General features: G+C 35.8%; 21 protein-coding genes and 1 tRNA gene. 14 read left to right on the top strand and 8 right to left on the bottom strand.

Annotated features, from left to right (window positions below):
* Positions 1 to 2: 2 nt before the first annotated feature.
* Positions 3 to 1,739, bottom strand: coding sequence for a GMC family oxidoreductase (locus tag GOQ16_RS05765; RefSeq protein WP_160068428.1), 1,737 nt, complete (start codon positions 1,737 to 1,739; stop codon positions 3 to 5).
* Positions 1,740 to 1,818: 79 nt separating this feature from the next.
* Between GOQ16_RS05765 and GOQ16_RS05760 the strand changes: the two genes are divergently transcribed.
* Together GOQ16_RS05760 and GOQ16_RS05755 are read left to right on the top strand one after the other, a co-directional pair.
* Positions 1,819 to 3,042, top strand: a complete 1,224-nt coding sequence (locus GOQ16_RS05760) for a glycosyltransferase (RefSeq protein WP_204987429.1) — start codon at positions 1,819 to 1,821, stop codon at positions 3,040 to 3,042.
* A 133-nt stretch (positions 3,043 to 3,175) separates the two neighbouring features.
* Entirely contained in the window at positions 3,176 to 4,231 is a 1,056-nt protein-coding gene (locus tag GOQ16_RS05755) for a sugar phosphate isomerase/epimerase family protein (RefSeq protein ID WP_149913343.1), read from the top strand.
* Positions 4,232 to 4,269: 38 nt separating this feature from the next.
* Here GOQ16_RS05755 and def read toward each other — a convergent pair whose 3' ends face one another.
* Positions 4,270 to 4,857, bottom strand: coding sequence for a peptide deformylase (gene def, locus GOQ16_RS05750; protein WP_160068427.1), 588 nt, complete (start codon positions 4,855 to 4,857; stop codon positions 4,270 to 4,272).
* 79 nt (positions 4,858 to 4,936) lie between these two features.
* Between def and GOQ16_RS05745 the strand changes: the two genes are divergently transcribed.
* From GOQ16_RS05745 to GOQ16_RS05715, 7 genes are all read left to right on the top strand, one after another.
* Positions 4,937 to 5,680, top strand: a complete 744-nt coding sequence (locus GOQ16_RS05745) for a hypothetical protein (protein WP_160068426.1) — start codon at positions 4,937 to 4,939, stop codon at positions 5,678 to 5,680.
* Between the two features lie 45 nt (positions 5,681 to 5,725).
* The gene (locus tag GOQ16_RS05740) at positions 5,726 to 6,898 is read left to right on the top strand and encodes a Gfo/Idh/MocA family protein (protein ID WP_160068425.1); all 1,173 of its coding nucleotides are present in this window, start codon (positions 5,726 to 5,728) and stop codon (positions 6,896 to 6,898) included.
* A complete protein-coding gene (gene miaA / locus GOQ16_RS05735) occupies positions 6,895 to 7,803 on the top strand; it encodes a tRNA (adenosine(37)-N6)-dimethylallyltransferase MiaA (RefSeq protein ID WP_160068424.1) in 909 nt (302 codons plus the stop codon). Before GOQ16_RS05740 ends, miaA begins: the two co-directional genes overlap by 4 nt.
* Before the next feature lie 178 nt (positions 7,804 to 7,981).
* Positions 7,982 to 8,848, top strand: a complete 867-nt coding sequence (locus tag GOQ16_RS05730; RefSeq protein ID WP_160068423.1) for a GLPGLI family protein — start codon at positions 7,982 to 7,984, stop codon at positions 8,846 to 8,848.
* 47 nt (positions 8,849 to 8,895) lie between these two features.
* Positions 8,896 to 9,804 (top strand): GLPGLI family protein, encoded by a 909-nt coding sequence (locus tag GOQ16_RS05725; RefSeq protein ID WP_160068422.1) that lies wholly within the window; start codon positions 8,896 to 8,898, stop codon positions 9,802 to 9,804.
* Positions 9,805 to 9,810: 6 nt separating this feature from the next.
* Positions 9,811 to 12,495 (top strand): peptidase associated domain and porin domain-containing protein, encoded by a 2,685-nt coding sequence (locus GOQ16_RS05720; protein ID WP_160068421.1) that lies wholly within the window; start codon positions 9,811 to 9,813, stop codon positions 12,493 to 12,495.
* A 76-nt stretch (positions 12,496 to 12,571) separates the two neighbouring features.
* A complete protein-coding gene (locus tag GOQ16_RS05715; RefSeq protein ID WP_160068420.1) occupies positions 12,572 to 13,321 on the top strand; it encodes a dienelactone hydrolase family protein in 750 nt (249 codons plus the stop codon).
* A gap of 104 nt (positions 13,322 to 13,425) precedes the next feature.
* Here GOQ16_RS05715 and GOQ16_RS05710 read toward each other — a convergent pair whose 3' ends face one another.
* From GOQ16_RS05710 to GOQ16_RS05695, 4 genes are all read right to left on the bottom strand, one after another.
* Positions 13,426 to 14,430 (bottom strand): hypothetical protein, encoded by a 1,005-nt coding sequence (locus tag GOQ16_RS05710; RefSeq protein WP_160068419.1) that lies wholly within the window; start codon positions 14,428 to 14,430, stop codon positions 13,426 to 13,428.
* 98 nt (positions 14,431 to 14,528) lie between these two features.
* Positions 14,529 to 14,726, bottom strand: coding sequence for a hypothetical protein (locus GOQ16_RS05705; RefSeq protein ID WP_160068418.1), 198 nt, complete (start codon positions 14,724 to 14,726; stop codon positions 14,529 to 14,531).
* 107 nt (positions 14,727 to 14,833) lie between these two features.
* The gene (locus GOQ16_RS05700; protein WP_160068417.1) at positions 14,834 to 15,085 is read right to left on the bottom strand and encodes a hypothetical protein; all 252 of its coding nucleotides are present in this window, start codon (positions 15,083 to 15,085) and stop codon (positions 14,834 to 14,836) included.
* A 797-nt stretch (positions 15,086 to 15,882) separates the two neighbouring features.
* On the bottom strand, positions 15,883 to 18,852 hold the full coding sequence (locus GOQ16_RS05695; protein ID WP_240140965.1) for a DEAD/DEAH box helicase: 2,970 nt from the start codon (positions 18,850 to 18,852) through the stop codon (positions 15,883 to 15,885).
* Positions 18,853 to 19,053: 201 nt separating this feature from the next.
* Between GOQ16_RS05695 and GOQ16_RS05690 the strand changes: the two genes are divergently transcribed.
* The 4 genes from GOQ16_RS05690 to GOQ16_RS17835 all read left to right on the top strand — a co-directional run bounded on the left by GOQ16_RS05690 (position 19,054) and on the right by GOQ16_RS17835 (position 21,916).
* On the top strand, positions 19,054 to 19,854 hold the full coding sequence (locus tag GOQ16_RS05690) for a type IV toxin-antitoxin system AbiEi family antitoxin domain-containing protein (protein WP_094257500.1): 801 nt from the start codon (positions 19,054 to 19,056) through the stop codon (positions 19,852 to 19,854).
* Positions 19,855 to 20,721, top strand: coding sequence for a nucleotidyl transferase AbiEii/AbiGii toxin family protein (locus GOQ16_RS05685; protein WP_160068416.1), 867 nt, complete (start codon positions 19,855 to 19,857; stop codon positions 20,719 to 20,721).
* Entirely contained in the window at positions 20,721 to 21,092 is a 372-nt protein-coding gene (locus tag GOQ16_RS17575; protein WP_204987428.1) for a type I restriction endonuclease, read from the top strand. The genes GOQ16_RS05685 and GOQ16_RS17575 overlap by 1 nt, the downstream gene beginning before the upstream one ends.
* A 152-nt stretch (positions 21,093 to 21,244) precedes the next feature.
* A complete protein-coding gene (locus GOQ16_RS17835) occupies positions 21,245 to 21,916 on the top strand; it encodes a transposase (protein WP_240140964.1) in 672 nt (223 codons plus the stop codon).
* Positions 21,917 to 22,067: 151 nt separating this feature from the next.
* Here the strand turns inward: GOQ16_RS17835 and GOQ16_RS05675 are convergent.
* Positions 22,068 to 22,139 (bottom strand) — tRNA-Glu (locus GOQ16_RS05675).
* Positions 22,140 to 22,237: 98 nt separating this feature from the next.
* Entirely contained in the window at positions 22,238 to 23,512 is a 1,275-nt protein-coding gene (gene purD / locus GOQ16_RS05670; RefSeq protein ID WP_160068415.1) for a phosphoribosylamine--glycine ligase, read from the bottom strand.
* A 105-nt stretch (positions 23,513 to 23,617) separates the two neighbouring features.
* Between purD and GOQ16_RS05665 the strand changes: the two genes are divergently transcribed.
* A complete protein-coding gene (locus GOQ16_RS05665; RefSeq protein ID WP_160068414.1) occupies positions 23,618 to 26,269 on the top strand; it encodes a TonB-dependent receptor plug domain-containing protein in 2,652 nt (883 codons plus the stop codon).
* Positions 26,270 to 26,524 lie beyond the last annotated feature (255 nt).

The following is a 26,524-nucleotide window of genomic DNA, read 5'->3' as shown; positions in this document are numbered from 1 at the left end:
GCTTAGCTATTTAATTTATTTTTTTCCTTTAAAATATATTCAGCGGTACGCATAGACAGAGCTAGAATAGTCCATGTCAAATTTTTATCACCTTGCTGCACAAAAGGTCCTGCGTCTACCACATAAAGATTTTTACAATCGTGTGCTTGTCCCCATTTATTTAAGACAGATGTTTTAGCATCGTTGCCCATACGGGTTGTACCACCTTCATGGATAATTTTACCTGGTGTTTGCAAACCATACAAGGTGTCTGCACCATGTATAGGTGAAGTGATAATTGCGCCCATATTATGCATGATTTCTTGAAAAGTTTCCATCATGTGTTTTGCTTGCAACACCTCTTCATTCGACCATTTGTAATTGAATTTTAGGACCGGAATACCAAATTTATCAACTCTATTAGGATCTATTTCACAATAGTTTTCCTTTCTTGCGATAGCAGTACCGCGACCATCCATACCCACAGAAGCTCCATAAAAACGTTTGTAATCTTGCTTTAAAGCTGCGCCATATCCACCACTTTCACTGCTTGTGCCATCAGCTTTCGGTGCTAGGTGATTGTAATTTTGAATACCGTGGAAGTAACCAAAACTTGGCATTCCCATTCCTCCCCAATACTCAATGTGATATCCTCTAGCAAAATCTAGTTTCTTGTCGCCTTGCCACCATGGAGAATAGATGTGTACGGAACCAACGCCATCTTCATTATATTTCTTGCGGTCAAGAAGCTGAGGTAAAAATCCACCTAAGCCAGCTCCAGTCGAATCGTGTAGGTATTTCCCAACAAGTCCTGAGCTATTTCCAATTCCACCTGGATGTGATGCAGATTTTGAATTTAGCATAAGGCGTGCACTTTCGCAGGCTGAAGCACCTAATATTACTGTTTTTCCTTTAACAGAATATTCTTTTAAATCTTTAGTATTAACATAAGAAACCCCGACAGCAAGGCCTTCATCATTTGTCAAGACCTCACGCACCATTGCATTGTCTATTACGGTTAAATTACCCGTTTTCATAGCTGGAATTACCAAACATGAAGAAGAAGAGAAATCACCATAGACTTTACAAGAACGACCACATTGACCACAATAAAAACAAACTCCTCTGTCTTTGTTACCTGGTAATGCTTCGGTTAATACAGATCCACGTCCTGCAATAACAGGAACACCAGATTTTTGTCCCGCTTTGCGAATATAAAGTTCACTTAAACGAGGTTTAGGTGGTTTCAAGAAAATACCATCAGGTTCATTGTGAATACCTTCCACAGTTCCGTAGATTCCTATCATACGATCTACACGATCATAAAAAGGCTTTACTTCATCGTATGTTATCGGCCATTCATCGGTCAATCCATCTTTCGGTTTGAAATCATCTGGCCCCATTCGTAGAGAAATACGACCCCAGTGGTTGGTTCTTCCACCCAGCATACGGGCTCTAAACCAGTCGAATTCCGTGCCTTTTTCGTGCGTATAAGGCTCTCCTTCCAATTGCCATCCACCAAAAGCAGCATCAAAATCTCCAAATGGGCGTGTGGTACTTGCTCCTCTACGAGGAGATTCCCACGGCCATCGCAATTGTAAAGCATCTTTAGCAGGATCGAAAAATGGACCTGCCTCAAGCATCAAGACTTTAAGTCCTGCATTCGCAAGAATATAGCCTGCCATACCGCCTCCAGCACCAGATCCGACCACTACGGCATCGTATACTGTAGACTCTTCTATTATTTGAAACGTAGACATTATTTGGTTTATATTTTATTATACTTTTGTATTAGTAAAATAAATATATATAAAAAATTCATTAAGTAAAGCCCGAGTTTTGAAAATTTTATTCATCGGATTAGTTTGGCCTGAGCCAACATCATCAGCGGCAGGATGGCGGATTTTGCACTTGATAAAATGTTTTAGCAAAATAAGTGAGGTTTTCTTTGCTTCAGCAGCGATGAAGTCAATTCACAGTGCTGACTTGTCCTCTTTAGGCGTTCAAGAAAAGTCCATTTTTTTGAATGATTCTTCCTTTGATGACTTTGTAAAAAATTTATTACCTGACATTGTTGTCTTCGATCGCTTCATGGTAGAGGAGCAATATGGCTGGCGAATAGCTGAGCATTGTCCAGATGCGTTACGCATATTAGATACAGAAGATTTGCACTTTGTGCGATTGGCTCGTCAAGAAGCTTATAAGAAAAATAAGGAAGTAGATTATCATTCGCCTACAGCAAAGCGCGAATTAGCGTCGATCTTACGTTCGGATATATCATTAATTATCTCAAAAGTGGAAATGCAATTGCTATCGGAACAATTTAACATACCTAATAATAAATTGCTTTATATTCCATTCCAAGAAGAATCGCTTATCGAAGATTACATGGTGAATTTACCTGGTTTCGGAAAAAGAAAGGATTTTGTATTTATTGGCAATTTTATTCATGAGCCTAATTTTAAAACAGTAGAAATACTAAAAAAGGAAATTTGGCCAATTCTTCGGAAAAAATGCCCATTGGCTGAATTGCATATCTATGGTGCTTATGCGTCGGAGAAAGTTTTGCAATTACATAATCCTAAAGAGCACTTTTTAGTAAAAGGTAGAGCAGAGGATGCGCGTAACACGGTTGCGCAATACCGCGTTATGATTGCGCCAATTCCATTTGGCGCAGGAGCTAAAGGAAAATTTGTTGACGCTATGGCTTCAGGAACTCCTTCTATTACTACACGTGTAGGGGCAGAATCCATGACAGAATCTAATTGGAATGGTTTTATTACAGATGATAAGTCAGATTTTATAGAAAAATGTGCTCTTCTTTATAGAGATGAACAGCTGTGGAAGGAAAAGCAACATATAGGTTTCGAGATGTTTAATGCAGATATTGCAAATACTTCTTATTCGGAAGAGATGGTAGAAATGGTTAACCATTATAAGACAAACTTACATGCGATTAGGAAGAAACATTTTATAAGTGAGATATTATTGCAACAACAAATGAATGCTACAAAATATATGTCACTTTGGATAGAAGAAAAAAATAAAAAAGCACACGATTAGTGTGCTTGATTGTAAGAATAGAAGTAAAATAATCAGAATTTTACTATTCATTTGCCGAACAATTTTTATACCAACAAATTTTACCTTATTTTTAGTTTCTATCAATAAAGATTTAAATCGTAAACTAACAGTTATGAAAACAATTAAAGGACCGGGTATATTTATAGCACAATTTATCTCCGATCAAGAGCCGTTTAATTCCATTGAGAATATTGCAAAGTGGGCAAAATCATTAGATTTTGTTGGATTGCAAATTCCTACAAATGACCCAACATATTTTGATTTACAAAAGGCAGCAGAAAGTAAAACGTATGCTGACGAGTATAAAGGTAAGTTGCAAGAAATTGGCTTAGAAATCACAGAGTTGTCTACACATTTACAAGGTCAATTGGTGGCTGTGCATCCGGCTTATGATAAGTTATTTGATGCTTTCGCGCCAGAGCAATACCGCAATAATCCAAAAGCACGTACAGAATGGGCTACACAGCAGATGATTTATGCGGCAAAAGCTTCTCAAAATTTAGGTTTGAATGCGCATGCGACTTTTAGTGGATCATTATTGTGGCAATATTTTCATCCTTGGCCACAGCGTCCCGAAGGATTAGTAGATGAAGCATTTACAGAGTTAGCTCGTCGCTGGACGCCGATTTTGAATGCTTTTGACGAAGCTGGTGTAGATGTATGCTATGAAATTCATCCAGGTGAAGACTTGTTTGATGGGGTTACATATGAAATGTTTTTGGAAAAAGTAAATAATCACCCAAGAGCGTGTCTATTGTATGATCCATCGCATTTTGTATTACAACAACTGGATTATATCCAATATATAGATTTTTACCACGAGCGTATCAAAGCTTTCCACGTAAAAGATTCGGAGTTTAACCCTACAGGGAGACAAGGAACTTTTGGCGGGTACCAATCTTGGTTAAATCGTGCTGGTCGTTACCGTTCTCCGGGCGATGGTCAGGTAGATTTTAAAACTATCTTTAGTAAATTAACACAGTATGGCTACGATGGTTGGGCTGTGATGGAGTGGGAGTGCTGTATCAAAAATCAAATTGATGGCGCAACAGAAGGTTCTAAATTCATTCAGGATCATATCATCCGAGTGACGGATAAGGCTTTTGATGACTTTGCTTCTACAGGTGCTGACGCCAAATTCAATAAAGAAATATTAGGGTTATCCTAAAAAAGATAAGGCTCACATTTAAAGTGAGCCTTATCTTTTTATCTACCTTTCTTTTGGAAAGGAAACTTCATTTTATAGCTTACACGGATTAATCCTTTAGAAATAGAATCTAATCTACTTTTTAACATTGCTTTTTTCAAAGGACCAATTTTATCCACGAATAATTTACCTTCGATATGATCGTATTCGTGTTGTACAATACGAGCAGCCAGACTCGTCAATTCAATTTCGTGTTCTTCGAAATTTTCATCTAAATAGTTGATCAACACATTAGAGTGGCGTAGTACATCTTCTGTCACATCTGGAATAGAAAGACAACCTTCATTGAATGCCCATTTTTCACCAGATTCTTGAACTATGATAGGGTTTATAAAAACTTTTTTGAAATCTTTAACCGTTGGGTCGCCTTCACCATCCTCATCATCTTCGCCAAAAGGTGAGCCATCCACAACAAATAATCGAATTGGTAGCCCTATTTGCGGAGCTGCAAGTCCGACACCACGTGCCGCGTACATGGTTTCGAACATGTTGTCAATCAATTCTTTCAAATTTGGGTAATCCTCATCAATCTCTTCTGCTTTTTTTCTCAGTACAGGATCTCCGTATGCTACTATGGGTAATTTCATTCTTCTAAATATTCAGTCCGCAAAGTTACCAATTATTTATAATAAGACAGGGACGAAAAATTTTTGTATTTTTAACCCTATGCAGAAAGATTTACCTGAGGTGGAGCGGTTGATTGCGGATCTTCGAGATGAAGGAATAGTAGAAAATTTAACTTTTGAAGAGCATATTATTCGTATCCGTACCTCAAAATTTCTTTTGCTAATTTATCTACCGCATTCTTCTCGTCTGAATATAGAAGAGGAGTTAAAAACAATTCATCTGGATATAGATGTATTAATTCATTCTTATCAAAAGGTCTTAAAACGACTGATAGGAATGATAGGGAAAGGAAAACGTCTATATGCACGTGAAACAGTGGTAGCTCGTATAGATAAAAAGGTGACGTTGGATTTTTTGGAAGAAAATCATATAAATGGTCCGATGGTTGGCAAATATCGTTATGGATTATTTTATAAAGGAGAATTGGTAAGTGTTGCGGTATTTAGTGGTGGAAGGATTTTGCATGAAATTAGTGAAGACTACCGCTCATTTGAACTTATTCGATTTTGTCATAAAACCGATTTTTTGGTAACTGGAGGTATTTCAAAGTTGATAAAGGCATTTTTCAAAGATTTCAAACCCAATGATATTATGACATACGCAGATCGTGATTGGAGCCAACAATCTTCTTTGGAAACTATTGGTTTTCAGGTCGAAAATATTACGGATAGACAAACGTTTAAAGTAAAAGATGGCAAAAGATTGAATTATGCAGCAGACGAAGAAAATTATGATTATATTATAAAAAATAGCGGCAGTATAAAATTGAAGCTTTATCTCTGATAAGTTTTTGTTAAATTAGAAAAGTCAATATAAACTAAATATATAATGAAGAGAAAACTACGCATGGGTATGGTGGGTGGAGGAAATGACGCCTTCATCGGAGCAGTACACCGTATAGCAGCATTCATGGACGGCAAAATTGAGTTGGTTTGTGGTGCATTTAGTGTTAATCAAGAAATTTCTATTCAATCTGGTCGCGATTTATTTGTGGCTGATGACAGGGTATATCCTGACTATCAAACGATGATTGAAAAAGAAGCGCAACTTCCAGAAGGCGAACGTATGGATTTCTTGACTATTGTTACACCTAATTTTTTACATTATGATCCTGCCAAGTTAGCTTTAGAAGCGGGTTTTGACGTGGTTATAGAAAAGCCAATTACAGTTTCACTGGAAGAAGCGAAATCTTTACAAGAGATTGTAGAACGCACTGGTCGTACTTTGTGTTTGACTCATACGTATTCAGGTTATCCGATGGTAAAACAAGCAAAAGCGATGGTTGCTGCGGGTCATTTTGGTAAGATTCGTAAGGTAGTCGTTGAATATCCGCAAGGATGGTTAAGCCGATTAACAGAGCGTGAAGGTAATGCTGGTGCTGCATGGCGTACAGATCCAAAGCGTTCGGGTAAATCTCTAGCGATGGGTGATATTGGTGTGCATGCCGCGCATTTGGCGGAATACGTTACAGGATTGCGTATACAAGAGGTGTGTGCTGATTTAACTTCATTTGTAGAAGGACGTGTGTTGGATGATGATGGTAATGTGTTATTACGTTTCAATGACGGCGCAAAGGGAGTTTTGATGGCTTCGCAAATCTGTGCCGGTGAAGAAAATGCAGTTCGTATACGTATTTATGGAGAAAAAGGTGGTTTGGAGTGGGCAAATGAAGATCCAAATAATTTAATTGTTAAAATGTTGGATATTCCACGTCAAATTTATCGTACTGGAAATAATTATGCAGATCCGTATACTTTAAGTTCTTTTGCAACGCATAATACGCGTATTCCTGCAGGTCACCCTGAAGGATTGTTAGAGTCTTTTGGAAATATTTACCGCAATTTTGCGTTAACAGTTTCAGCGAAAAATGAAGGTAAAACACCGACTCCTGAACAATTAGATTTCCCTACAGTAGCTGATGGGGTAAGAGGTATGGCATTTATTGATACTGTAGTAAAAAGCAACGAAAGTAACGAAAAATGGACTAAATTTGTGGTGTGATAAACACTTCAAAAATTATAAAAGATCTTCAGGAAGATGCTCAACTTCTTCCTGAAGATTTATTAATAATTCTTGGCCCAACGGCCAGCGGCAAAACCAAACTTGCTGTAGAAATTGCAAAACATATCAATGCTGAAATTATTTCGGCAGATTCACGTCAAGTTTATCGGCATATGGATATAGGTACGGGCAAGGATTTGGCCGAATACCAAGATATTCCATATCACTTAATAAATACTCTAGAGCCTGGAGAAAGGTATAATATCGATTTGTTTTTGAAAGATTTTGAAGATAGTTATTACGATATTATTCAACGCGGAAAACGTGTGATAGTCTGTGGTGGTACAGGTTTTTATATTCAAAGCCTTTTACATGCTAAACCTTACACGCAAATTCCCGTTGATTTGCAATTGCGTAGTGAATTGGAATCACTTAACAAGGAAGAAATTCAAATTCTATTAAATGAAGAGTCCATCCCATCTAATTTTCAAATTGATTTTTCTTCCCGAAAGCGAATGATTAGAGCTATTGAAATTTGTAGATTTCTAGAAGCAAATCCAGAATACGATTTTACTATTGCGAAATCATACCGTTATAAGATATTAGGCTTAAATCCCCCTGTCGAAACTCGCCGTGAACGAATTAGTAAGCGTCTGCTACGGCGTTTGGATGAAGGTATGATCGCTGAGGTTAAAGATCTTTTGGAGCGCGGAATAACGCATGATGAACTCGAATATTACGGGTTGGAATACAAGTATATCTCATACTACCTCAAAGGGAAGATATCTTACGATAATTTTGTGAAAAAACTAGAGACCGAAATCCATCGCTATGCGAAAAGACAGATGACATATTTTCGAAAGATGGAAAAGGACGGAATTGCTATCGAATGGCTTACAGCATAGAGGATAATTTTTCCTCTCGATTTTTAATCTAATAGCATTGATGTCGCCTACTAAAAAATCGTATTTTTACTAAAACTTAGTAGTTAATTAAAATAATTCCTTTTATGAATCGTTATATTATGGAAATGCTTCAATAAAAGCATCATTATATTAACTATTTTATTTATAACCTTTCATTATGAGATATTACTATTTTATTCTCTTTTATTTCTTTGCCTCTGTTCTCATTACTAATGCGCAAGAAAAAGCATTAGCTAAAGTTCATTATAGTTTTTATCACATTAACGATTCAAATCACAAAGATCAACCGTTACGAGATAAAGTAGTTACTTATTTAAGTAAAAATTCTTCTTACTATACAACCTATAGTGATGTTATTATTCAAAAGGACATTGCTGCACAAAAAGCTTTAGCAGATTTTACAGGGCATATAGTTCTCAAGTTTACTACGACAGCAATCAAGGAATTCTATTTAATTAATAAAGAGAGTAAAGAGATGGATAAGGTGGAAGCTATATCATCATCATTTGATGCATTTACTTATAAAGTTCCTCTAGAGGAGCAAAACTGGGAAATTTTAGAAGAAACAAAAGAAATTGGTGGTTACACCTGTCAGAAAGCCATTACACTATTCAAAGGAAGAACGTATGAAGCTTGGTTTACGACAGAATTACCATTTCCTTTTGGACCATGGAAACTTCATAGCTTACCAGGACTTATATTAGAAGCATATGATGATAAAAGAGAAGTAAAATTCGAATATAATGGTTTTGAAAAACTTGATGATGATTCTCGGGTAGAAATTCCATTTTACGTGATAAAGTCTAATCCATCTGAAATTGAGAAGATAAGAAAAGCCTTTAATGAAGATCAAGGCACCTATTTTCAATCCTTACAAAACTCAGGAAGAATGAATATTGGTAATGAATTTCTTGGGATTGATTATTCTCTACATAGATTTGATTTAAGTAATGAAGATGATTACAAACCTTCTTTTAAAACTAACAATCCAATTGAATTAACTGAAAGAAAAAACTTGCAATAATTACTAATAATTCGTAGTATTACGATTAAATAGTAAATCGTATAATTATGAGACTTTCAATTCTTTCGTTTTTATTGGTGTTTTGTTTACAATCAATAGCACAAGAAACACCAATTGCAAAAATCAATTATGTTTTTAAACATATGAACGATACCACGCAACGTGATAAATTTACACGTGATGAAGTATCGACTTTTCTTGGGAAACACAGCAGTTACTACACAAGTGTTTCTAACGAAAAATTTAATGCTTCCTTAAAGGAAAAAATGTCTAGTCCTTCTTTTGATGGAAATATTATTTTCAATAGAAACTTTACGCCAGCAAAATCTGCTTATGTATTGGATATAGATAAGAAAAATCTACAACATATTTTTAGAATAGTTTCAGATGAATATTTATTAGAAGACACCTATCCTGAGATGGAATGGGATATTCAAGATGAGACAAAAGAAATAGGTGGCTATAATTGCCAAAAGGCAATTACTACTTTTAAGGGTAGAACTTACGAAGTATGGTTTGCTTCTGAATTACCCTTTCCATTTGGTCCTTGGAAATTGCACGGATTACCAGGCTTAATACTCGCTGCTAATGATATTAAAAATGAGGTGATATTTGAATTTGATGGTTTTGAATTGATAGAAGGAGAAACGACACAACGGATAGAGCCTTCGGCAAAGGCAGTGAAGGCTTCCCTTACCGAGGTGGAGAAGCTGGATAAATTGTATGCTGAAAATCCCAATGGATACATACAGTCTAGAGGAGGAAATAGCGGGAGGGTCGTTGCTGGCAATTCGGGGTCAGCAGGTGCTTTTACAATTAAATCATCATCTCCAGCTTCAGTAACAAATTCTTCTGGTTCGTCTAGTTTAGCTAGTATTAAATCAATTTCGATCAAGAATGATGAAAATTATAATCCATCTAAGAATACTAATAATCCTATAGAACTGATTCCATAATCTAAGATGCATCACAGTTTATTTCTACTTTTTATCACTGTATTTATTTGTACTTATTCTTTTGCTCAAGATGCAAAAATCTCAGGCAAAGTGATCGATAATAAGACCCAAAAAGGTCTACAAGCGATTACAGTTTTATTGAAGAGTAATGAAAACAAAATTATTGCATTCAAATCAACAAATAAAGAAGGAGAATTTGTCTTTCAAACAAGCAAGAAGTTAGATGGTGCATATCTTGAAGTTAATCATTTGGCGTATAAAAAGAAACGTATCGACTACCTAGCGAACATTCCAACATATAGTATTGAACTTGAAGAAAATACAATCTTGTTGGAAGATGTCGAAGTAAAAAGTCGACCTAGAATACAACAGGTAGGAGACACATTAGCTTATAATGTGTCATCATTTGCGCAAGAGGAAGATAGATCTATAGGCGACGTGTTAAAGCGAATGCCAGGAATTGAGGTGTCTGAGTCGGGGCAGATTAAATACCAAGGAAAGGCTATTTCTAATTTTTATTTAGATGGTGATGATTTGTTGAAAGACAAATATAGAATAGGCACCAAAACAATAGCGCATAAACTCGTTCAAGATGTGGAAGTAATTAACAACCACGAGCATATGAAAGTGCTTAAAAACAAACGCTATAGTGATGATGTTGCGTTGAATTTGGTAACAAAAGATGAAGCCAAAATTTCTGTGTCTGGCCAAGCGAAGATTGGGGCAGGGCTTCCAAATCAATATGATATGGAACTGAATAGCGTGCTGTTCAATAAGAAATATAAAGGTCTAAATGTATTACAAGGAAATAATATTGGAAATGAGCTGAAGGGAGATTTAATTGGGTTTAATTCTTCTTCGGTATTATCGCGATTGGGACGAACACCAATTAATAACCTATTGGATTTAGGTACAGTAGGAAATCCACCGATCCAAAGAGCGCATTATTTAATGAATAATTCAATAGGATTTAACGCTAACAATCTTTACAAATTCAAGAAAGATTGGACGTTGACAACTAATATTCAAGGGGTAATGGATAAAAGTTCGAAGGACTTTTCTGGTAAAACAACCTATTTGACGGAAAAGGGAGATATAAGTTTTGACGAGAAACAATATGCTTCAGAAAGAGAATGGCTGGGTTCTTTTAATGCTAGTTTAGCGAAAAACATAGAGAAATATTATTTTAACAATGAATTTGCGTGGGAAATTGAAGACGCACATGCTAATGCTTCTATTTCTTCAAATAATTTATTATTCGAACTTAACCGCTATTATTTGATAAAAGGATTTAAGAATAAATTGGATTATTTACCCGCATTGAAAAATGGTGATATCATTCAATTTGGTTGGTATTTTAATTACGGTTCCAAACCACAAACATTAGATATTACACCAGGAGTTTATGAAGACTTATTGCATGAGGATTCTCCTTATGATAAGATTAAACAGCACGTAGAAGTTCCTTCTTGGTTGACAAATATGAGTGTTGGCTATAGGCTTCCAAAAGGTAGAATTTCGCAGTATTATGGTGTAAATATTACTGCGGACAAGCAAAATTTAAATTCCGATATTTCAATTGAAGATGGAAATAGTTTAATACCATTAACTGTAATATCAACGCAAAATGATATGGAGTGGTTGCGGTCTTCTGTAGCTGTACAAGCGACGTATGATTATAAACATCGAAAATTGTCGTCTCAACTTATTTTACCATTAGCCTTTCAGCATACATCGTACAATGATCCATTGTTTCAACTCAAAGAAAATTTGAATAAGATAATGTTTGAGCCAGCATTTTCAAGTAGATACAATTTTGATGCACAGAATGAACTATCTTTTAATTTTCAGCGAGGCAATACTTTTGGCAATATAGAGAATGTTTATCGTGGATATATTGTACGAAACTACCGGATGATTGCAAACAATACCGCAGATATTAATGAGTCTATACACAACAATTTTACTTTGAATTATAAATCAGGTAAAGCGGTGAAGCTTCTTTTCTATAATCTGGGCGTGAATTATAATAGATCAGCTTCTTCAACGATGATTTCGAATAGGATTGATGCAGACAATTCGCAGATTGTGCTAATAGAACAAGGGAATGTGGTAAATAGTTATGGTGTAAATGCGGGTTTCGACAAATATATTTTCAAATGGGCAACATCATTAAAAATAGGAACTTCTGTAAACTGGACGGATTACAACCAAATATTCAATGACGAGTTGTTGCCATTTTTAAATACAACATATTCTTTAAGTCCAAGAATTGAAACTAGACTATGGAAGAAGTTAAATCTTTCCTACAATGGAAATATGAGTTGGACTACAACGGAACAAATGCATTCAGATATAGGTTTAGACCAGAAAACATTTGGTATTTCTCAAAATCTGAGTTTTCCATTGACTTTATATAAGAAATTTCATATTCAGGTTAGTGGTCGACATTTATATAGCCATAAACAAAGATTACAAGATATAAATTACTTTTTCATGGACTATTTTATGCGTTACGCGCATAAGAAATGGAAAACAGATTTCGAGCTTCGTATATCCAATATAGGAAATATCAAGCGATTCAATACTTATAACATCAATGCTAATATGCAATCTCAAAACAGCTATGAACTTCGTGGTAGAATGGCCGTTTTAAAAGCAGTATTTAACTTTTCAGAAACAAGCAATTAAAATTTCGATTTAATATAGCCGAACAAATTGTACAGATTATATGTTGTAAATTAGATGTCACTAATCTAAGATCTTTATGAAAAATAATCTAGTTGCAGTATTACTATGCTTACTTTGTTTTAGCAATTCCTTTAGCCAAGAACTAAAAGAAGTAATTTACAAGGATAACACACAAATACTTAAAGGTTTGGTTATTACCTCTACCAAGGGTAATTTGCAACCCGGTGTTCTTATTTTGCCAGCATGGAAAGGAATTGATCAAGAAGCCAAAGATGCTGCGGTCGAATTGCATAAAATCGGCTACAATGTTTTTATTGCTGATATCTATGGTGAGGGAAATATACCGCAAGACAACGCTGCAGCAGGAAAACTAGCTGGGATGTATAAGTCAGATTACAATGCTTACCAACATCGTATTAAATTAGCATTACAAGCATTTATTGAGAAAGGGGTAGATCCTGCAAAAATTGCTGTAATCGGATATTGTTTTGGAGGGACTGGAGCACTGGAAGTAGCGAGAGCAAATTTTGATGTCGTAGGTGCTGTGAGTATTCATGGAGGTTTGTCGAAAGGATCAGATAGAATAAATGGTCCAATTAATACGAAGGTATTGGTTCAGCATCCAGCAGAAGACAAATCCGTGAGTAAGGCAGATTACGATAATTTGGAAAAAGAATTAAAAGAGGGGAAAGCAGATTACCAAATCATCATTTACGCAAATAGCGGTCATACTTTTACAAATCCAGCATCAAATGATTATAACCCTACAATGGCTAAACGCGCTTGGAATCATTTAATATTGTTTTTGGAAGAGGTCTTGAAATAAAAAGCGACTCTTTTGAAGTCGCTAAATATGTAATAAAAATTTCTAATCCATCGAACTAGATGATCTTTTATTGAAAACGAATGGCCTGTTGAGGAATTATTCTGCTAATATGTAAGTCTAATACATCTTACAGGGTATCCATTGCCCGCCGTTGCAATATCATTAGTTCTATTAATTGTAGTCGGGGTGGCACTATATTTTGTGAAATTTCTAGAAGTACTATTTTGTGTCATATCCAAGCGATTTATTGTGAAAATTCTAGAATTTGAAGTGTTTAAGGTACTACTATTCGTTAAATAATTTAATTTCGATGTTATTGTACCCACGGTACTAGGAGAAATATTAGTTGGCGAATCTTTTCCGTGATTTATAAAGGCATTGGTAGCCCCCGATCTAATTCCAAAAATTGGCAATACCAATTTGTTATCCTGATAAGCTGTGTTATTTTGAGCCGTTGGAGGGTTAAAAATAACGGTGTGCTGAGGTGTTCCGCTTATTGTTGTATGAGAAGATGTAAAAGTGTTTCCTAGTTCAGAGAATGCTTCGAGTTCAGCATTTATCCACGTATTATATGGATAGACGTATCTACACATATTTTGTGCAGCATCATTATTGTGAATTAGAGGATTTACTCTATTACTAAAATATTCCGTATCATATGCAGGTAAAGCATAGCTTTTGTTTGGTCTGAAGCGTAAAAGATCTTTTTTTGATGCATTGTACCGAATATTAGTTCTAGCCCATATATTTGGTCGAGGGTTAGTATTCGCAAAAGATGTTGAGTATGTTCCCATATTTAGGCCTGATTCTATCATGTTGACTTTGGCAATTATCGAATTTCCTTTAGGTAAGGAAATGGGAGTAGATGAGGGAATTGTCAATATAGAATTTGACGAAAATGTGCGTATAGTATTATCATCGAGCTTTATTTTCAATGTATTTAAGCGTAACCTTAGCGAATTCACACTCGTATTTATTGGTCTTACAGAATAGAAATAGGCAGTTTTAGATTCATTTCCAAAAAACGATTTAGATGTTGGAGTTATCGCAACTTCAGCAGCAGTAAGATTTTCTAAATTTTCGTGATAAAACCATTCTGTTAATTCCATTTGTGATCCAAACACAGGAGCTACAGGTCTGAGATCTGTAAAGGTTTCCGTCTTTATATTAAATTTTCCAGTATATATCAGGCTTTGAAAATTTCCACTTAATATTTCTCCCACTTCAAATTGGGAGTCGTATTTAACGTTCCTTTGTCAAATAGAAAATCTTTATTTTCTATAGATTCTCGACTAATGTCACCATTGGAAGCGACCGATGGACTATTGTTTAATTCATGTGTTGATACAGCAAACCAGTGGTACACTTTATTACCATCTAGATTAATGTTGGGATCAACACCCACAGTTACTTGCTGATTAATTAGGATTTGAGTTTTGGCTTGATTGTATATTACTAGTGTTAACCTTACTGGTTTGGTGAATTTTTCCGCAGCTAATTTTTTGATTGTTTTTACTTTATTTCTTTCAAGGATATCATTGCATCTAATTCTTGAGTAATCGAATGGATTTTGAGACTATCTTTTGTCGAAGTTTTTGGATGAATGTCTGCTATTTTTTCTGTTATTTCATCTTGTATGCTTACATCTAAATTAAGTCTGAATTGCGATTGCGAGGACCATTCTTTTTCAGAACAACCATAACTTAAAACAACTAATAGAAATAATGTATGTTTTGTAAATATTTTAAGGATACTATTTTCCATTCTATAAATCTATGCGTGTTTCTTGTAATGAACTATTAATCCAAGAATCTACACTTGGTGTATGTGCGTCATCTTCTATTCCTATATAAATTTTGGCAGATGAATTACATATCCCATGTTCTACATTGATAAAGTATATTTCTATACGTGGAGATGAGTATTTTGCAATAAGTTTCATTCAGATCTGGATGGTCGTTTGTTTAATTTATAAGCAAATTTATATTATATTATAATATAAATTGCTTTTTTATGGTATTTTTTATCTTTTTATTGTAGTATATTTTCTATAGACAATATTTTATATAGTATTTAATCATCCATTTGACAAAATGTATCTTATGTTAACATATACACTAAATTAACTTTTGTATTAAAAATAGGTGGATATAAAATCTATTTGATAAAAGTGACTTATTTCTTCAAATTTATTTTTCATTATTGAAGAGTATTGACTTAGGCTTTGAATAATTTCTGGGTATATATTAAAAGAAAAAAAGCGACTCTTTTGAAGTCGCTTTTCGTAGCCCGTAGGGGAATAACACCTACTGAAAATGAGCCTATTTATCAGTGTTTTACAAACCTTCGTTTTCCCTACTCATTGAATAACTCACTGGTTTGACATACGTTTTAGATGCAATTGCTATCAGATAAATGGAGTGATTTTTCTTAATATTATTTAATTGTAAAATTTGTTTTTGAGTAAATAATTGGAGAAAGTAAGGTTTGTGTTACGTGTTTCAGGCATTTATTTACTCAGGAGTATGATACGGTGTTGACATTAATTTTAAGCTTGTCTCTCAGTGAATGACCTCTTCCAAAAATGCTTTCCAGAGGATAAAACCTCTATCCGGATCGCTGTAGTCATGAAGGATACGACTAAATCTTTCAGGAGTATAGTTTTCTAAGAAAGCCTGTCTACCTTTTTCACGAATAATCTGCAGATCTTTATCTATCATCGCAACAGCGTCTTTCAACACAGTTTTATTTTTATCTGTGTGCCAAATATAGGTCGCCTCCTCCGTATCTAGTGTTTCAAGGATGATATGGTATTGGCTGTCTCCCGATAGTAGAAATACAAATGCAAAGGGACTAAGCACGAACCTAATCTTCATAATACTGCTCAGGTGTTGATTAGCTAAGAATTGAACTTGTCGAGAATGCTTGTATTTTCGTAGTTTAAGGATTTCAGACAGTAATTCTTCGGCATTTGCGTATACAGTCTCGCCATTTTGCAACTGGTCCGAAGTCAATATATTTTGATTTTGAAAAGGAAGCTTGTATAATAGCCCCTTGTTCAGAAACTGGAATTTTACACCCTCCACGATTTCTTTATTTATCCGTTCTATATCGTCGGAAGTAGCGATTTGCGCGACCAGTTTTCCATATTCAAATTCAGCATTTAACTGAATGTTGATGTTTTTAGATTTCAGTATCTTGATAAAGTAAGGTTTTAATACCTCAAACTCAGGCCTGATCTCCAAATTTTCGATCTGAAATTTCAAAACCGTATGCATCTCTTCTACTTTATAAGTGAAGGCCACATGACCATAATGAAACGATAGATCCTCAATGGATACCTTGGTACTTTTTTCTAAGGTAAATAAGTGACCTATTTGAGGCTGATAATCCATCGTTGGTTCGTCAAAAAGTGTAGCTTGTTTGGTGATTTTCCGATAATAGATATTCCGTTTGAGAAACATCTTGTCTAGGTAATCGATTTGTACATCCCGATAGTCGTATATACTTGGATTGATCTCGGATCGCTGCACCCTACCGATGTATTGAATCAATTTTCCATGGAAAGCAAAGGGATAGGCCAAAAGTAGTGTGCTGATATGCTGAATATCCGAACCCTCTCCAAAATATTGACCTGTCGTAATCAGTACTTGAAAATTCCCTTCTGACAATGTTTTCCATTTCGCTTTCTTACTGCTGTCTGAATCATCTCCGCTGAGCGTTATGGTTTCATAATTTGATTTTAGCAATAGATTCAGCGTCTCGATATGTTCTTTTCTTTCAGTAATTATAACTGCCTTTTTTCCTTGGTTTAGCTCGGCGGATACATCGTCTACTATTAATCGGTTTCTTGCTGTATCATGAATTAGAATTTGGGAAAGTGTTTCGAAACTGTCGGTTTTAGAATTATAGGGAACATGGAGTGTGGTATTCCGTACGATGATATTTGCCCTTTTGTAATCTTCAATTTCCTCTGGTCGGATTTCTGTAATGATATCACCGAGATAGGTGAAGATCAATTTATCATCATTATATTTCCGAAAAGGAGTCGCTGTGAGACCGTAGCAATAAACACTATTTAGTTTTCCGACGGTGGTACGATAAGATTCCGCCGGAATATGATGACACTCGTCGATTAAGATCGCACCAAATTTGTCTTGAATTGTTTCAATATGTTTTGGAAGACTTTGTATCGTTGCAACGGTTACTTTATCAGCACCCAATTTTGCTTTTCCCTGGCCTATAACCCCAATTTCTTTCTTCGGTATCCCTAGGAATGATTCGATACGCTCCACCCATTGATCTAATAATTGCTTACGATGCACGACAATAAGCGCAGGTTGTTGTTTATCTGCAATAATTTTCAGACCGATAACAGTTTTTCCTGTTCCTGGTGGAGCAACGATCACACCGAAATCCTTTTTTTCTACTGCGGCGACAGCATTGGTCTGATGCTTTCGTAACGCGGCATTAAAAGAAAATTGGATTGTCGGGAGCTCACGTCTATTATCAACAAAGTCATGTGTTACCTGTGATTCTCTACAGAAACGCAGCAATTTCCCGATAAACCCTCTTGGGATAAGGATTTCATTTTCGATTTCATCGATCAATTTAAAGAACCTAGGTGTTTCAAAAGTGCTTCTCCCTGACTTTTTCTTGATGATAAAGGCTGAATTAGCAAAATTAAGTTGCTCCTTCAAAAAATTGATGAGTACAAATGGTATAGCGTGACTATTTATACGGATCGAATTGCTCAGGGCGATTTTAAGTTTTCCATCAACAACGGGTACATAGCTTTCTTTACTTCCTCCTGTTTGATTGAACAGCTCCTCTAGGTAATCCAAACTCACTCTTTTAATTTCTTTTAAATATGCGATTTGATCAGGAAATGGATCCATCGTTTTGGGATCGATAAAGGAACTGTTGCCATTCTGTACAGCAGGTGAAAATAAGGGCATTGCAATTAGATTTCCTAAACCTTTGCCAGACAGGTAATCTTGATTTGGAAACAGACGGTCAAAGCTGGAGCTTTTATCAAATGGCGAGAATGCCCCGCATCTTTCCAAGATATGCATAAATAACTTACGACTTTTGGCTGCTGGATAAGGGCTTTCAAAGAAAATCCAGACATGTGCGCCATTGCCGGAACGGGACCGTTCAAGATAAGCAGGGATATTTTTGGCTGTACATGATTCGAGAAATTTCAAAGCGTGTTGTTGCCAATCGGATTTATCGAAATCAGCTACTAAAAACCAAGAAGTGTTATCTTGCAACAGTGGGTAAATTCCGATCTGCTGAAGGCCGTTAAGATGTTTCGTAATTTCTATTTCTGACAATGGCAGGTAGCTTTTGTGGGCATAGCTTTGAAAAGTACCGCCATTAGCTTTATGTAGTCGATAATGGTATGGATCATAGCTATAGGCCGGCATGTACCCGCCTTTACTTCCCTTCTCCCAGCGTAAAGCAAATACATCTTCGCGACCTCTAAAAAGGTTGAAAAGATAGATTATTTCCTCGTTAGTGAATTCCACTTGTTTTTATTTTGGTATTAAGATAAGTGAATTAGAATATACATCTTAAAAATATTAATAATCTGGAATACTTTCGTTTATTCAAAGTGACTATTGAGATATGATATTAAGCGTTGCTTTTTGGATAATTGTTCCTTATCTTTACCAATCGAGGAACGATAAGACCCAATTTTTAGGTCTTATCGTTCCACAAAAGGTAATATGGCAGACAGCGTTTATATATCAGAAAACCTCACTAAAACCCAACTCGAGTTCTTGAAGTTGCTGGATGACTATGAAATTCAGCTATTCAAATTTACCGAAATCGAACAGTTATTGGGGCAAAAGTTTGACAACTTAAGTGAAATCTTAGAAAATCTGGTAGACAAGGAACTGCTTGTACGGATTGAGAAGGGCAAATTTTGCAAACAAGGTTTTAGGGATGAATATGTCATAGGGACTTTCATCGCAGACAACAGTGCTATTGGGTATTGGTCTGCATTGAATTTACATGGGTTGACGGAACAGTTTTCTAATACTGTCTTTATTCAAACTACACATAAAAAATATGACAAATCAATTCTAGGTACTTCTTATAAATTCGTCAAGATTGCGCCCAATAAAAAACTGGGTATCATACACAATGGTTATGGTAATCTTCAGTACCCGATCACTGATATAGAAAAAACAATAGTAGATTGCTTTGATTTACCTCAACATTCCGGGGGCTACGCGGAACTGATCAGAGCCGTCGGACAAGCGAAATTGCAATCAAATAAATTAGTCGAATATTGCCAGGCTATTAATAATATAGCGGTTACCAAACGAATTGGCTACTTGGTCGAACTTCTCCAAATCACAGGTATGGAACCTTTTATAGATTTTGCCAAGAAACAGGTAAATAATAGATACAACTTGTTTGATCCCCAGGGATTGGAAGAAGGTGAATTTGTTTCGGAATGGCGATTAAGGTTAAATATCAGCCGGGAAGAATTGTTAGACATATCCAATAAACAATACTAAATGATACTGAAAAAGGAAATAGAAAAAAAAGCGTTGGAACACGAAGTGTCCAGAAGTACCATTGACAAGGATTGGGTATTGGGTCATTTTGTCGATGCTATATTTTCGATAGATTCCTGTAGAGAAGCGTTAATATTCAAAGGAGGAACATGTTTACGAAAATGTTATATCCCGGATTATCGTTTTTCAGAAGATTTAGATTTTACATCCATTAATCCAGATTTTCAATTGGATAAAGATTTACTGCAGCAAATCATGTCATTAGTACAAGAACGTACCGGAATGCAATTACATTTGGAAAAGCTGACCAATCTTCGTCACAATGATATGCCTACTGGATATGCTGCCGTTGTCAAGTTTTGGGGAGCCGATCATTCCAAGGATCAAATTCCGCCAGATCCAGTCCGATGGAATACGTCTATTAAGATTGAAATTATTCTATACGAGAAGATGTTGTTCGAACCGACTTTGAAAACGGTCTATCATGATTATTCAGATGGGTTGAGTCCTGCAGTAGACGCAATTGCTTGTTACGATATGAGAGAAGTGCTGTCTGAAAAGTTAAGAGCTTTGATCCAACGTTCCTATACAGCACCTCGTGACTATTACGATATATGGTATTTATCCAAATATGTAAGCGATCTCAATTGGGCGGAGATTAAGGAGGCTTTCTTAGCGAAAATGGCATTTAAAGGACTTGAATTTACAGGAGTAGAACAGTTACTTAACGCTCGGAGTGAAAACACGGTGAAACGAGCATGGAAAACAAGTTTGGGGCATCAAATCTCTACGAAAAAACTACCTCCTTTTGACGAGATACAAAAGGACTTGAAATTATTGTTTGATCAGATCTTCGAATCGATATAATGGCATTTATCGAAAATTCACGTGTAAAGATTCCTGCGTTATTACATCTAATGCGCTTGGGGTACACGTATATCCCTTTACGAGAGCAAATTAGACGATCAGATAGTAATATATTTGAAGACATATTTTTAGAAAGTCTTCTACGCATTAACCCTGATGTAGCTTTAGAAGATCTTAAACGCTTGTTGGATGAAATAAGCTTAGAATTAGACTATGAAGATATCGGTGAAAAGTTTTATCAGCGCCTGACTGCAACTTCTGGTGTTAAGCTAATTGACTTTAAGAATTTCATTAACAATAGCTTTCATGTCACTACGGAATTAATCTGTAAAAGTGGTGACGAAGAGTTTCGTCCTGACATACGGTTTTGATCAATGGAATGCCTTTAGCTTTTGTTGAAGTCAAGAAACCTCTTAACAAAGAAGGGGTTTTAGCAGAACGCAGACGGATCAATAACCGATTTAAGCAGAAACATTTTAGAAAATTTGCCAATATCACTCAGTTAATGGTCTTTTCTAATAATATGGAATATGAAGATGGCATTGTCGAACCTGTGTTTGGTGCTTTCTACGCTACCTCTGCTTATGCTGGTTTGCATTTTTTTTATTTCAGAGAAGATGTAGACTATCCCGTTAAACAAGAGTTGATCAACCTATCTGAAGATCAGGAAAACTTCGTCCTAAAGGATAATAACCTATTGGTTATAAAACACAGTCCAGAATTTAAAACGAACAAGCAGCCTTATGGACCCACTCATAGAATATTAGCGTCGTTGTTTAGTAGAGAACGCTTAGGCTTTATTCTAAGAAAGCAAGGTCTTTCTTATGAGCCAGAAGTATTATCCAATGGGGATACCATCAAGCAGCTATTGGCTAGATCTAGACATCTGTTATTCAAGCATCCAAGCCGGTGGACAGAAAGTCAAAAACATCGTGCAGAGTTATTGTTTATTCGCTTTCCAAAGCTAAGACAAGCATATGATTTAGGGATTGCTTTAGGAGATATTTTTACCAAATGCAAAGACAAAACACTTGCCTTTACCAAGTTGGGTTTATGGCATAATAAAGTAGAGAATGCGGGCATCATCTCTTTTGAGAGTGTAGCAAAGTCGATAGCAGCACATCATCCTGAAATACTTCATTACTTCGATAACAGAAGTACAAATGCATCAGCTGAGTCCCCAAACTTTGGATGATCCTTATTTTTCATCTACTCCACAGGTTTTGTACATGATCCGGCTTTGTACATGATCCGGAATAGTTGAAAGTATTTGTAAATACTGAAAAACAAAAAAGCCTGCAATCATTTGATTTGCAAGCTTTTGTATGTTTTGATCTGAAGATCAGTAGCCCGTAGGGGAATCGAACCCCTGTTTCCAGAATGAAAATCTGGCGTCCTAACCCCTAGACGAACGGGCCTTATCGGATTTGATGATGCAAATATAAGGGCATAATTTGCATCATCAAAATATTTTTAGCTACTTTTTTATAAGCCGCTGATTTTGAAATTAATATTTTTAAATCAAGTCAAAGCCGATGTCTGTACGGAAGTATTTTCCTTGGAAAAATATGCGTCCAGCATCTGCGGTAGCTTGTTGAAGTGCCGAAAATAAATCATCTTGCATCGTAGTAACTGCGATTACGCGACCGCCAGCAGTTAATACTTCACCATTTACTTCTTTTGTACCAGCATGAAAAACAATAGATTCTTTTACATTTTCAATGTTTGAAATCACTTTGCCTGATTCGTAATCTCCAGGATAGCCACCAGATACAAGCATAACTGTTACAGCAGTTTTTGGACTCACTGTATACGATCTATTCGCTAAATCACCATTAGCAACTCCTTCTAAAAGATCAACTAAATCTGATTCAATACGAGGTAACACCGATTCTGTTTCTGGGTCACCCATGCGTACATTGTATTCGATAACAAACGGTTCGCCATCTATATTCATTAAACCAATGAAAATAAATCCTTTATATGGGATGTTGTCCTTTTTCAAACCTTCAACCGTTGGTTTGATGATACGTTCTTCTACTTTGGATAAGAATTCCTCATTTGCAAATGGGACTGGGGAGATCGAGCCCATACCACCCGTATTTAAGCCTGTGTCACCTTCGCCAATACGTTTGTAATCTTTAGCTGAAGGAAGAACTTTATATGAATCGCCGTCAGTAAGCACGAAAACGGATAATTCAATACCTTTTAAGAATTCTTCAATTACAACAACACTACTTGCTGCACCAAATTTTGCGTCAGCAATCATTGCCTTCAATTCTGCTTTGGCATCTTCCAATGTTTCGCAAATCAAAACACCTTTACCAGCAGCTAAACCATCAGCTTTTAGTACGATTGGAAGTTTTTGTGTTTCTAAATACGCTAGACCTTCTTCCAAGTTAGATTGATTGAAAGATTTGTAGGCTGCGGTAGGGATATTATGTCTAAACATAAATTCTTTAGAAAAATCTTTAGATCCTTCTAGCTGTGCACCTAATTGTTGAGGGCCTATAATAGCAATATGTTTGATATCTTCTCTACCTAAAAAATAGTCATGAATACCCTTAACCAAAGGCTCTTCTGGACCGACAAGGATGATTTCAATATTGTTTTGCAAAGCAAATGATGCAATGCCTTCAAAATCTGTAACTTTTAGGTCTACATTTTTTCCGTATTGTTCAGTTCCTGCGTTTCCAGGAGCAATATAAAGATTAGTTAATTTAGGGCTTTGCGCTATTTTATAAGCAAAGGCAGATTCACGACCGCCCGATCCAACGATTAAGATGTTCATACTACAAATATACAATCTCACAGGATAATCTTAAATTTTAAACTCTGTTTAACCTAATTTTTCGAAAAAATAAAATATCTTTAGACTTCTAATTATAAGCTAGATATGAACTGTAAGCTTTTTATAGTATTTTTTCTTTTTCTTTTTTCGTCCGCTCAGGGTCAAGATATTCAACAATTTTTAGAGAAGCTTCAAGACCATAGTCTTAGCAATGCGCAGGAAAAAGTTTACCTACATACTGACAAACCTGTTTATTCCGCAGGTGAAAATATTTTCTTCAAGTCGTATTCCACTATCGGTTCTGCTAATCTATTCTCGAGTTTGAGCGGAATTTTATACGCCGAGCTAATTTCTCCTGCTAATGAAATTGTACAACGTGTGACTATTTCAACACCTATGGGAATTGGAGTCGGAGACTTTACGCTTTCTGATACCATTACAGAAGGCGTTTACCGTGTTCGTGCTTACACGAATTGGATGAAAAATGCGGGCGAGGATTATTTCTTTGATAAAAAGATTCCAATATATAATGGAAGATCAGATAATGTAATCACGCATACCGTATTCGAAAATCGTGAGAAAGATGTTTTATATAAAATCAATCTTAGCAGTGTGACGGGGTTGCCGATTGCGAAAAAACGTATTTCGTATACAATATCTGAAGGCGATAAAATTGTAGAGAAGAAATCGCAGACCTCCTCTGAGGAAGGGATTGTAGAAATTTCTGTGAATAATAAATTTATTAACCCAATTCTAAAACTTCGATTCGAGAATATAGACAAAAATGTAGTTAATAAGATTATAAGAACTGTTGATCCACAGCAATTGCCTATCACTAGGCTTTTTCCCGAAGGCGGAAAATTGGTGAAAGGTAGGGTGAATACCATTGCTGCCAAAAGCATAAATAGCCAAGGTTTAGGTATTCAGTCAAATGTACTTATAAAACAAGGTACGGATACGCTCGGTATTTTTGAAACGAATATGTTGGGGATGGGAGCAATATCTGTTTTTTTGAATGATAATACGCCTTTGGAAACTTACGCTATTTATCCAGATGGCACTAAGGTTACTATCGAAGCACCTCCAGTTCACGATAGTGGCTTTTCTTTGTCGGTGAATAATTTAAATGAAAATAGGCTTTTTACTCAGCTTAATGTTAGTGCTGATTTGCAGGACAATTCGGATGTGTATTTTGTCGTGCATCATTTGGGCGAAGTTTTGTTTGTGTCCAAATCAAAATTGAATAAAGAAGAATTGGTGTTTACTGTGGATAAGGAAAAGTTAGCCACGGGGGTGATGACCATAAGCATTTTAAATAATCAGTTCCAGCCTATTATTGAGCGACCGATATATCATCATCAAGCAAGTTCATTCTTAAAAAATAAGATTTTGTTTAATAAACCTGTTTTTGGCGTGCGCGAAAAAGTTCAAGTAGAAATACAAGTAGGGGATGGTGCGGATTCAACTGGAATGGGTGCTTATTCTGCTTCTGTAATGGATTTGAGTAAAGCTAATACTTCACTCACGCAAGAGGCAAACATCCTTTCTTCTCTTTTATTAAGCAATGATATAAAAGGTCATATCGAGAATCCAAATTTTTATTTCAATGAAGATGGCACTGTTAAAACTATCGAATTAGATCATCTTCTGTTAACTCAAGGTTGGAGAAATATTGATTGGAGTGCTATAGGATTAGATGTGAAGACAAAATATCAACCGGAGAAGAGTCTGAAAATATCAGGTTACACGAAGAAGATTGGACGAAGTAAGCCGGAGCCGAATGCTAAGGTACAATTGATTTCAACGAAGAACTTTTTAGATTACATAGACACTATATCTAATGAAGAAGGTTATTTTGAATTTGATAATTTACTTTTTCCAGATAGCGTCAAGTTTCTAGTTACAGCTAAGGATGCAGCGAAAGGCAAAAATAATATTGATATTACAGTTAATAAGGATGTGCCTTTTGAAATAGGCAATACATACAATTCGTCTGAGACATTGTGGGACATTAATAGTAAGTATCTAGAAAATCTCAAATCATCCAAAGAATTTTTTGCAGAATTAGAACGTTTGGGGATTAAAGAAAAGGCTATACAGATAGATGAAGTAGTGGTGACAAGGCAACGCTCAAAGGCTCCGGATTATTCCAGTAACCTTAATGGTCCTGGTAATGCGGATCAAATTTTATCGGCAGAAGATTTGTCTACATGTCCATCTTTAGAAATATGTCTAGCTGGTCGTTTGGTGGGTGTTTATTTTCAATCGGGTATACCATACAATACACGTGGAAATCAGCCAATGCAGGTTGTTTTGGATGGTATGTATATCGAGGGAGATAACTTATCAATGGTCAATGTAATGGATATAGAGAGTATTGAGGTGCTCCGTAATGCTAATTACACGACGATTTATGGGTCTAATGGAGCAAACGGTTTAATTGTTATAACTTCAAAACGAGGTTCATCAGCATTAAATAATTATGTGCCTCGAGGTATCCTTACTGTTCAGCCGCAAGGGTTTCAATTACAGAAGACCTTCTATAAACCCGCGTATGATGTGGATGAGGCATTAAAGTATAATACAGATTTGCGTTCTACTATTCATTGGGAGCCTGCTATAGTAACCGATGCAAGCGGAAAAGCAAGTTTTGAATTCTTTACTTCTGATTCAAAAGGTAAGTATTTTTTGATTTTGGAGGGTATAGATTTGCAGGGGCGGATATTAAGAAAGGAAGCAGAGATTGTTGTTGAATAATAAATAAACTTTATCCCTCAATCTTCCAGCGACTTAACTCAAATTGGAAAAAGAATTCGCACTAAAGCTTTGAATTACGGTAGGAATGTTGCTATCTTTGCACCACTCCGCAAGGGAGTAACGGTTCTTCGGAACATGAAATACGAGGTTAGAGACAGTTTAAACTGAGAAATCGGTAAAAAACAAAAAAGAAAAAATCTTCAAATAAAATTTGCGGATTAAAATAAAGTTTCTACCTTTGCAGTCCCGACGGAA

This window comes from Sphingobacterium bovisgrunnientis (genome assembly GCF_009829085.1).
Taxonomy (GTDB): Bacteria; Bacteroidota; Bacteroidia; order Sphingobacteriales; family Sphingobacteriaceae; genus Sphingobacterium; species Sphingobacterium bovisgrunnientis.
Note: the sequence above shows the minus strand (reverse complement) of the source record. Positions and strands in the feature narration are given on the sequence as shown.

Bases quoted from the DNA above. Each gene is read 5' to 3' on its own strand.
- GOQ16_RS05765 (WP_160068428.1), bottom strand. From the start codon at position 1,739: ATGTCTACGTTTCAAATAATAGAAGAGTCTACAGTATACGATGCCGTA.
- GOQ16_RS05730 (WP_160068423.1), top strand. From the start codon at position 7,982: ATGAGATATTACTATTTTATTCTCTTTTATTTCTTTGCCTCTGTTCTC.
- GOQ16_RS05700 (WP_160068417.1), bottom strand. From the start codon at position 15,085: ATGGAAAATAGTATCCTTAAAATATTTACAAAACATACATTATTTCTA.
- GOQ16_RS05685 (WP_160068416.1), top strand. From the start codon at position 19,855: ATGATACTGAAAAAGGAAATAGAAAAAAAAGCGTTGGAACACGAAGTG.
- purD (WP_160068415.1), bottom strand. From the start codon at position 23,512: ATGAACATCTTAATCGTTGGATCGGGCGGTCGTGAATCTGCCTTTGCT.
- GOQ16_RS05710 (WP_160068419.1), bottom strand. From the start codon at position 14,430: ATGGAATTAACAGAATGGTTTTATCACGAAAATTTAGAAAATCTTACT.
- GOQ16_RS05755 (WP_149913343.1), top strand. From the start codon at position 3,176: ATGAAAACAATTAAAGGACCGGGTATATTTATAGCACAATTTATCTCC.
- GOQ16_RS05745 (WP_160068426.1), top strand. From the start codon at position 4,937: ATGCAGAAAGATTTACCTGAGGTGGAGCGGTTGATTGCGGATCTTCGA.
- def (WP_160068427.1), bottom strand. From the start codon at position 4,857: ATGAAATTACCCATAGTAGCATACGGAGATCCTGTACTGAGAAAAAAA.
- GOQ16_RS17835 (WP_240140964.1), top strand. From the start codon at position 21,245: ATGGAATATGAAGATGGCATTGTCGAACCTGTGTTTGGTGCTTTCTAC.
- GOQ16_RS05665 (WP_160068414.1), top strand. From the start codon at position 23,618: ATGAACTGTAAGCTTTTTATAGTATTTTTTCTTTTTCTTTTTTCGTCC.
- GOQ16_RS05725 (WP_160068422.1), top strand. From the start codon at position 8,896: ATGAGACTTTCAATTCTTTCGTTTTTATTGGTGTTTTGTTTACAATCA.
- GOQ16_RS05720 (WP_160068421.1), top strand. From the start codon at position 9,811: ATGCATCACAGTTTATTTCTACTTTTTATCACTGTATTTATTTGTACT.
- GOQ16_RS17575 (WP_204987428.1), top strand. From the start codon at position 20,721: ATGGCATTTATCGAAAATTCACGTGTAAAGATTCCTGCGTTATTACAT.
- GOQ16_RS05715 (WP_160068420.1), top strand. From the start codon at position 12,572: ATGAAAAATAATCTAGTTGCAGTATTACTATGCTTACTTTGTTTTAGC.
- GOQ16_RS05690 (WP_094257500.1), top strand. From the start codon at position 19,054: ATGGCAGACAGCGTTTATATATCAGAAAACCTCACTAAAACCCAACTC.
- GOQ16_RS05740 (WP_160068425.1), top strand. From the start codon at position 5,726: ATGAAGAGAAAACTACGCATGGGTATGGTGGGTGGAGGAAATGACGCC.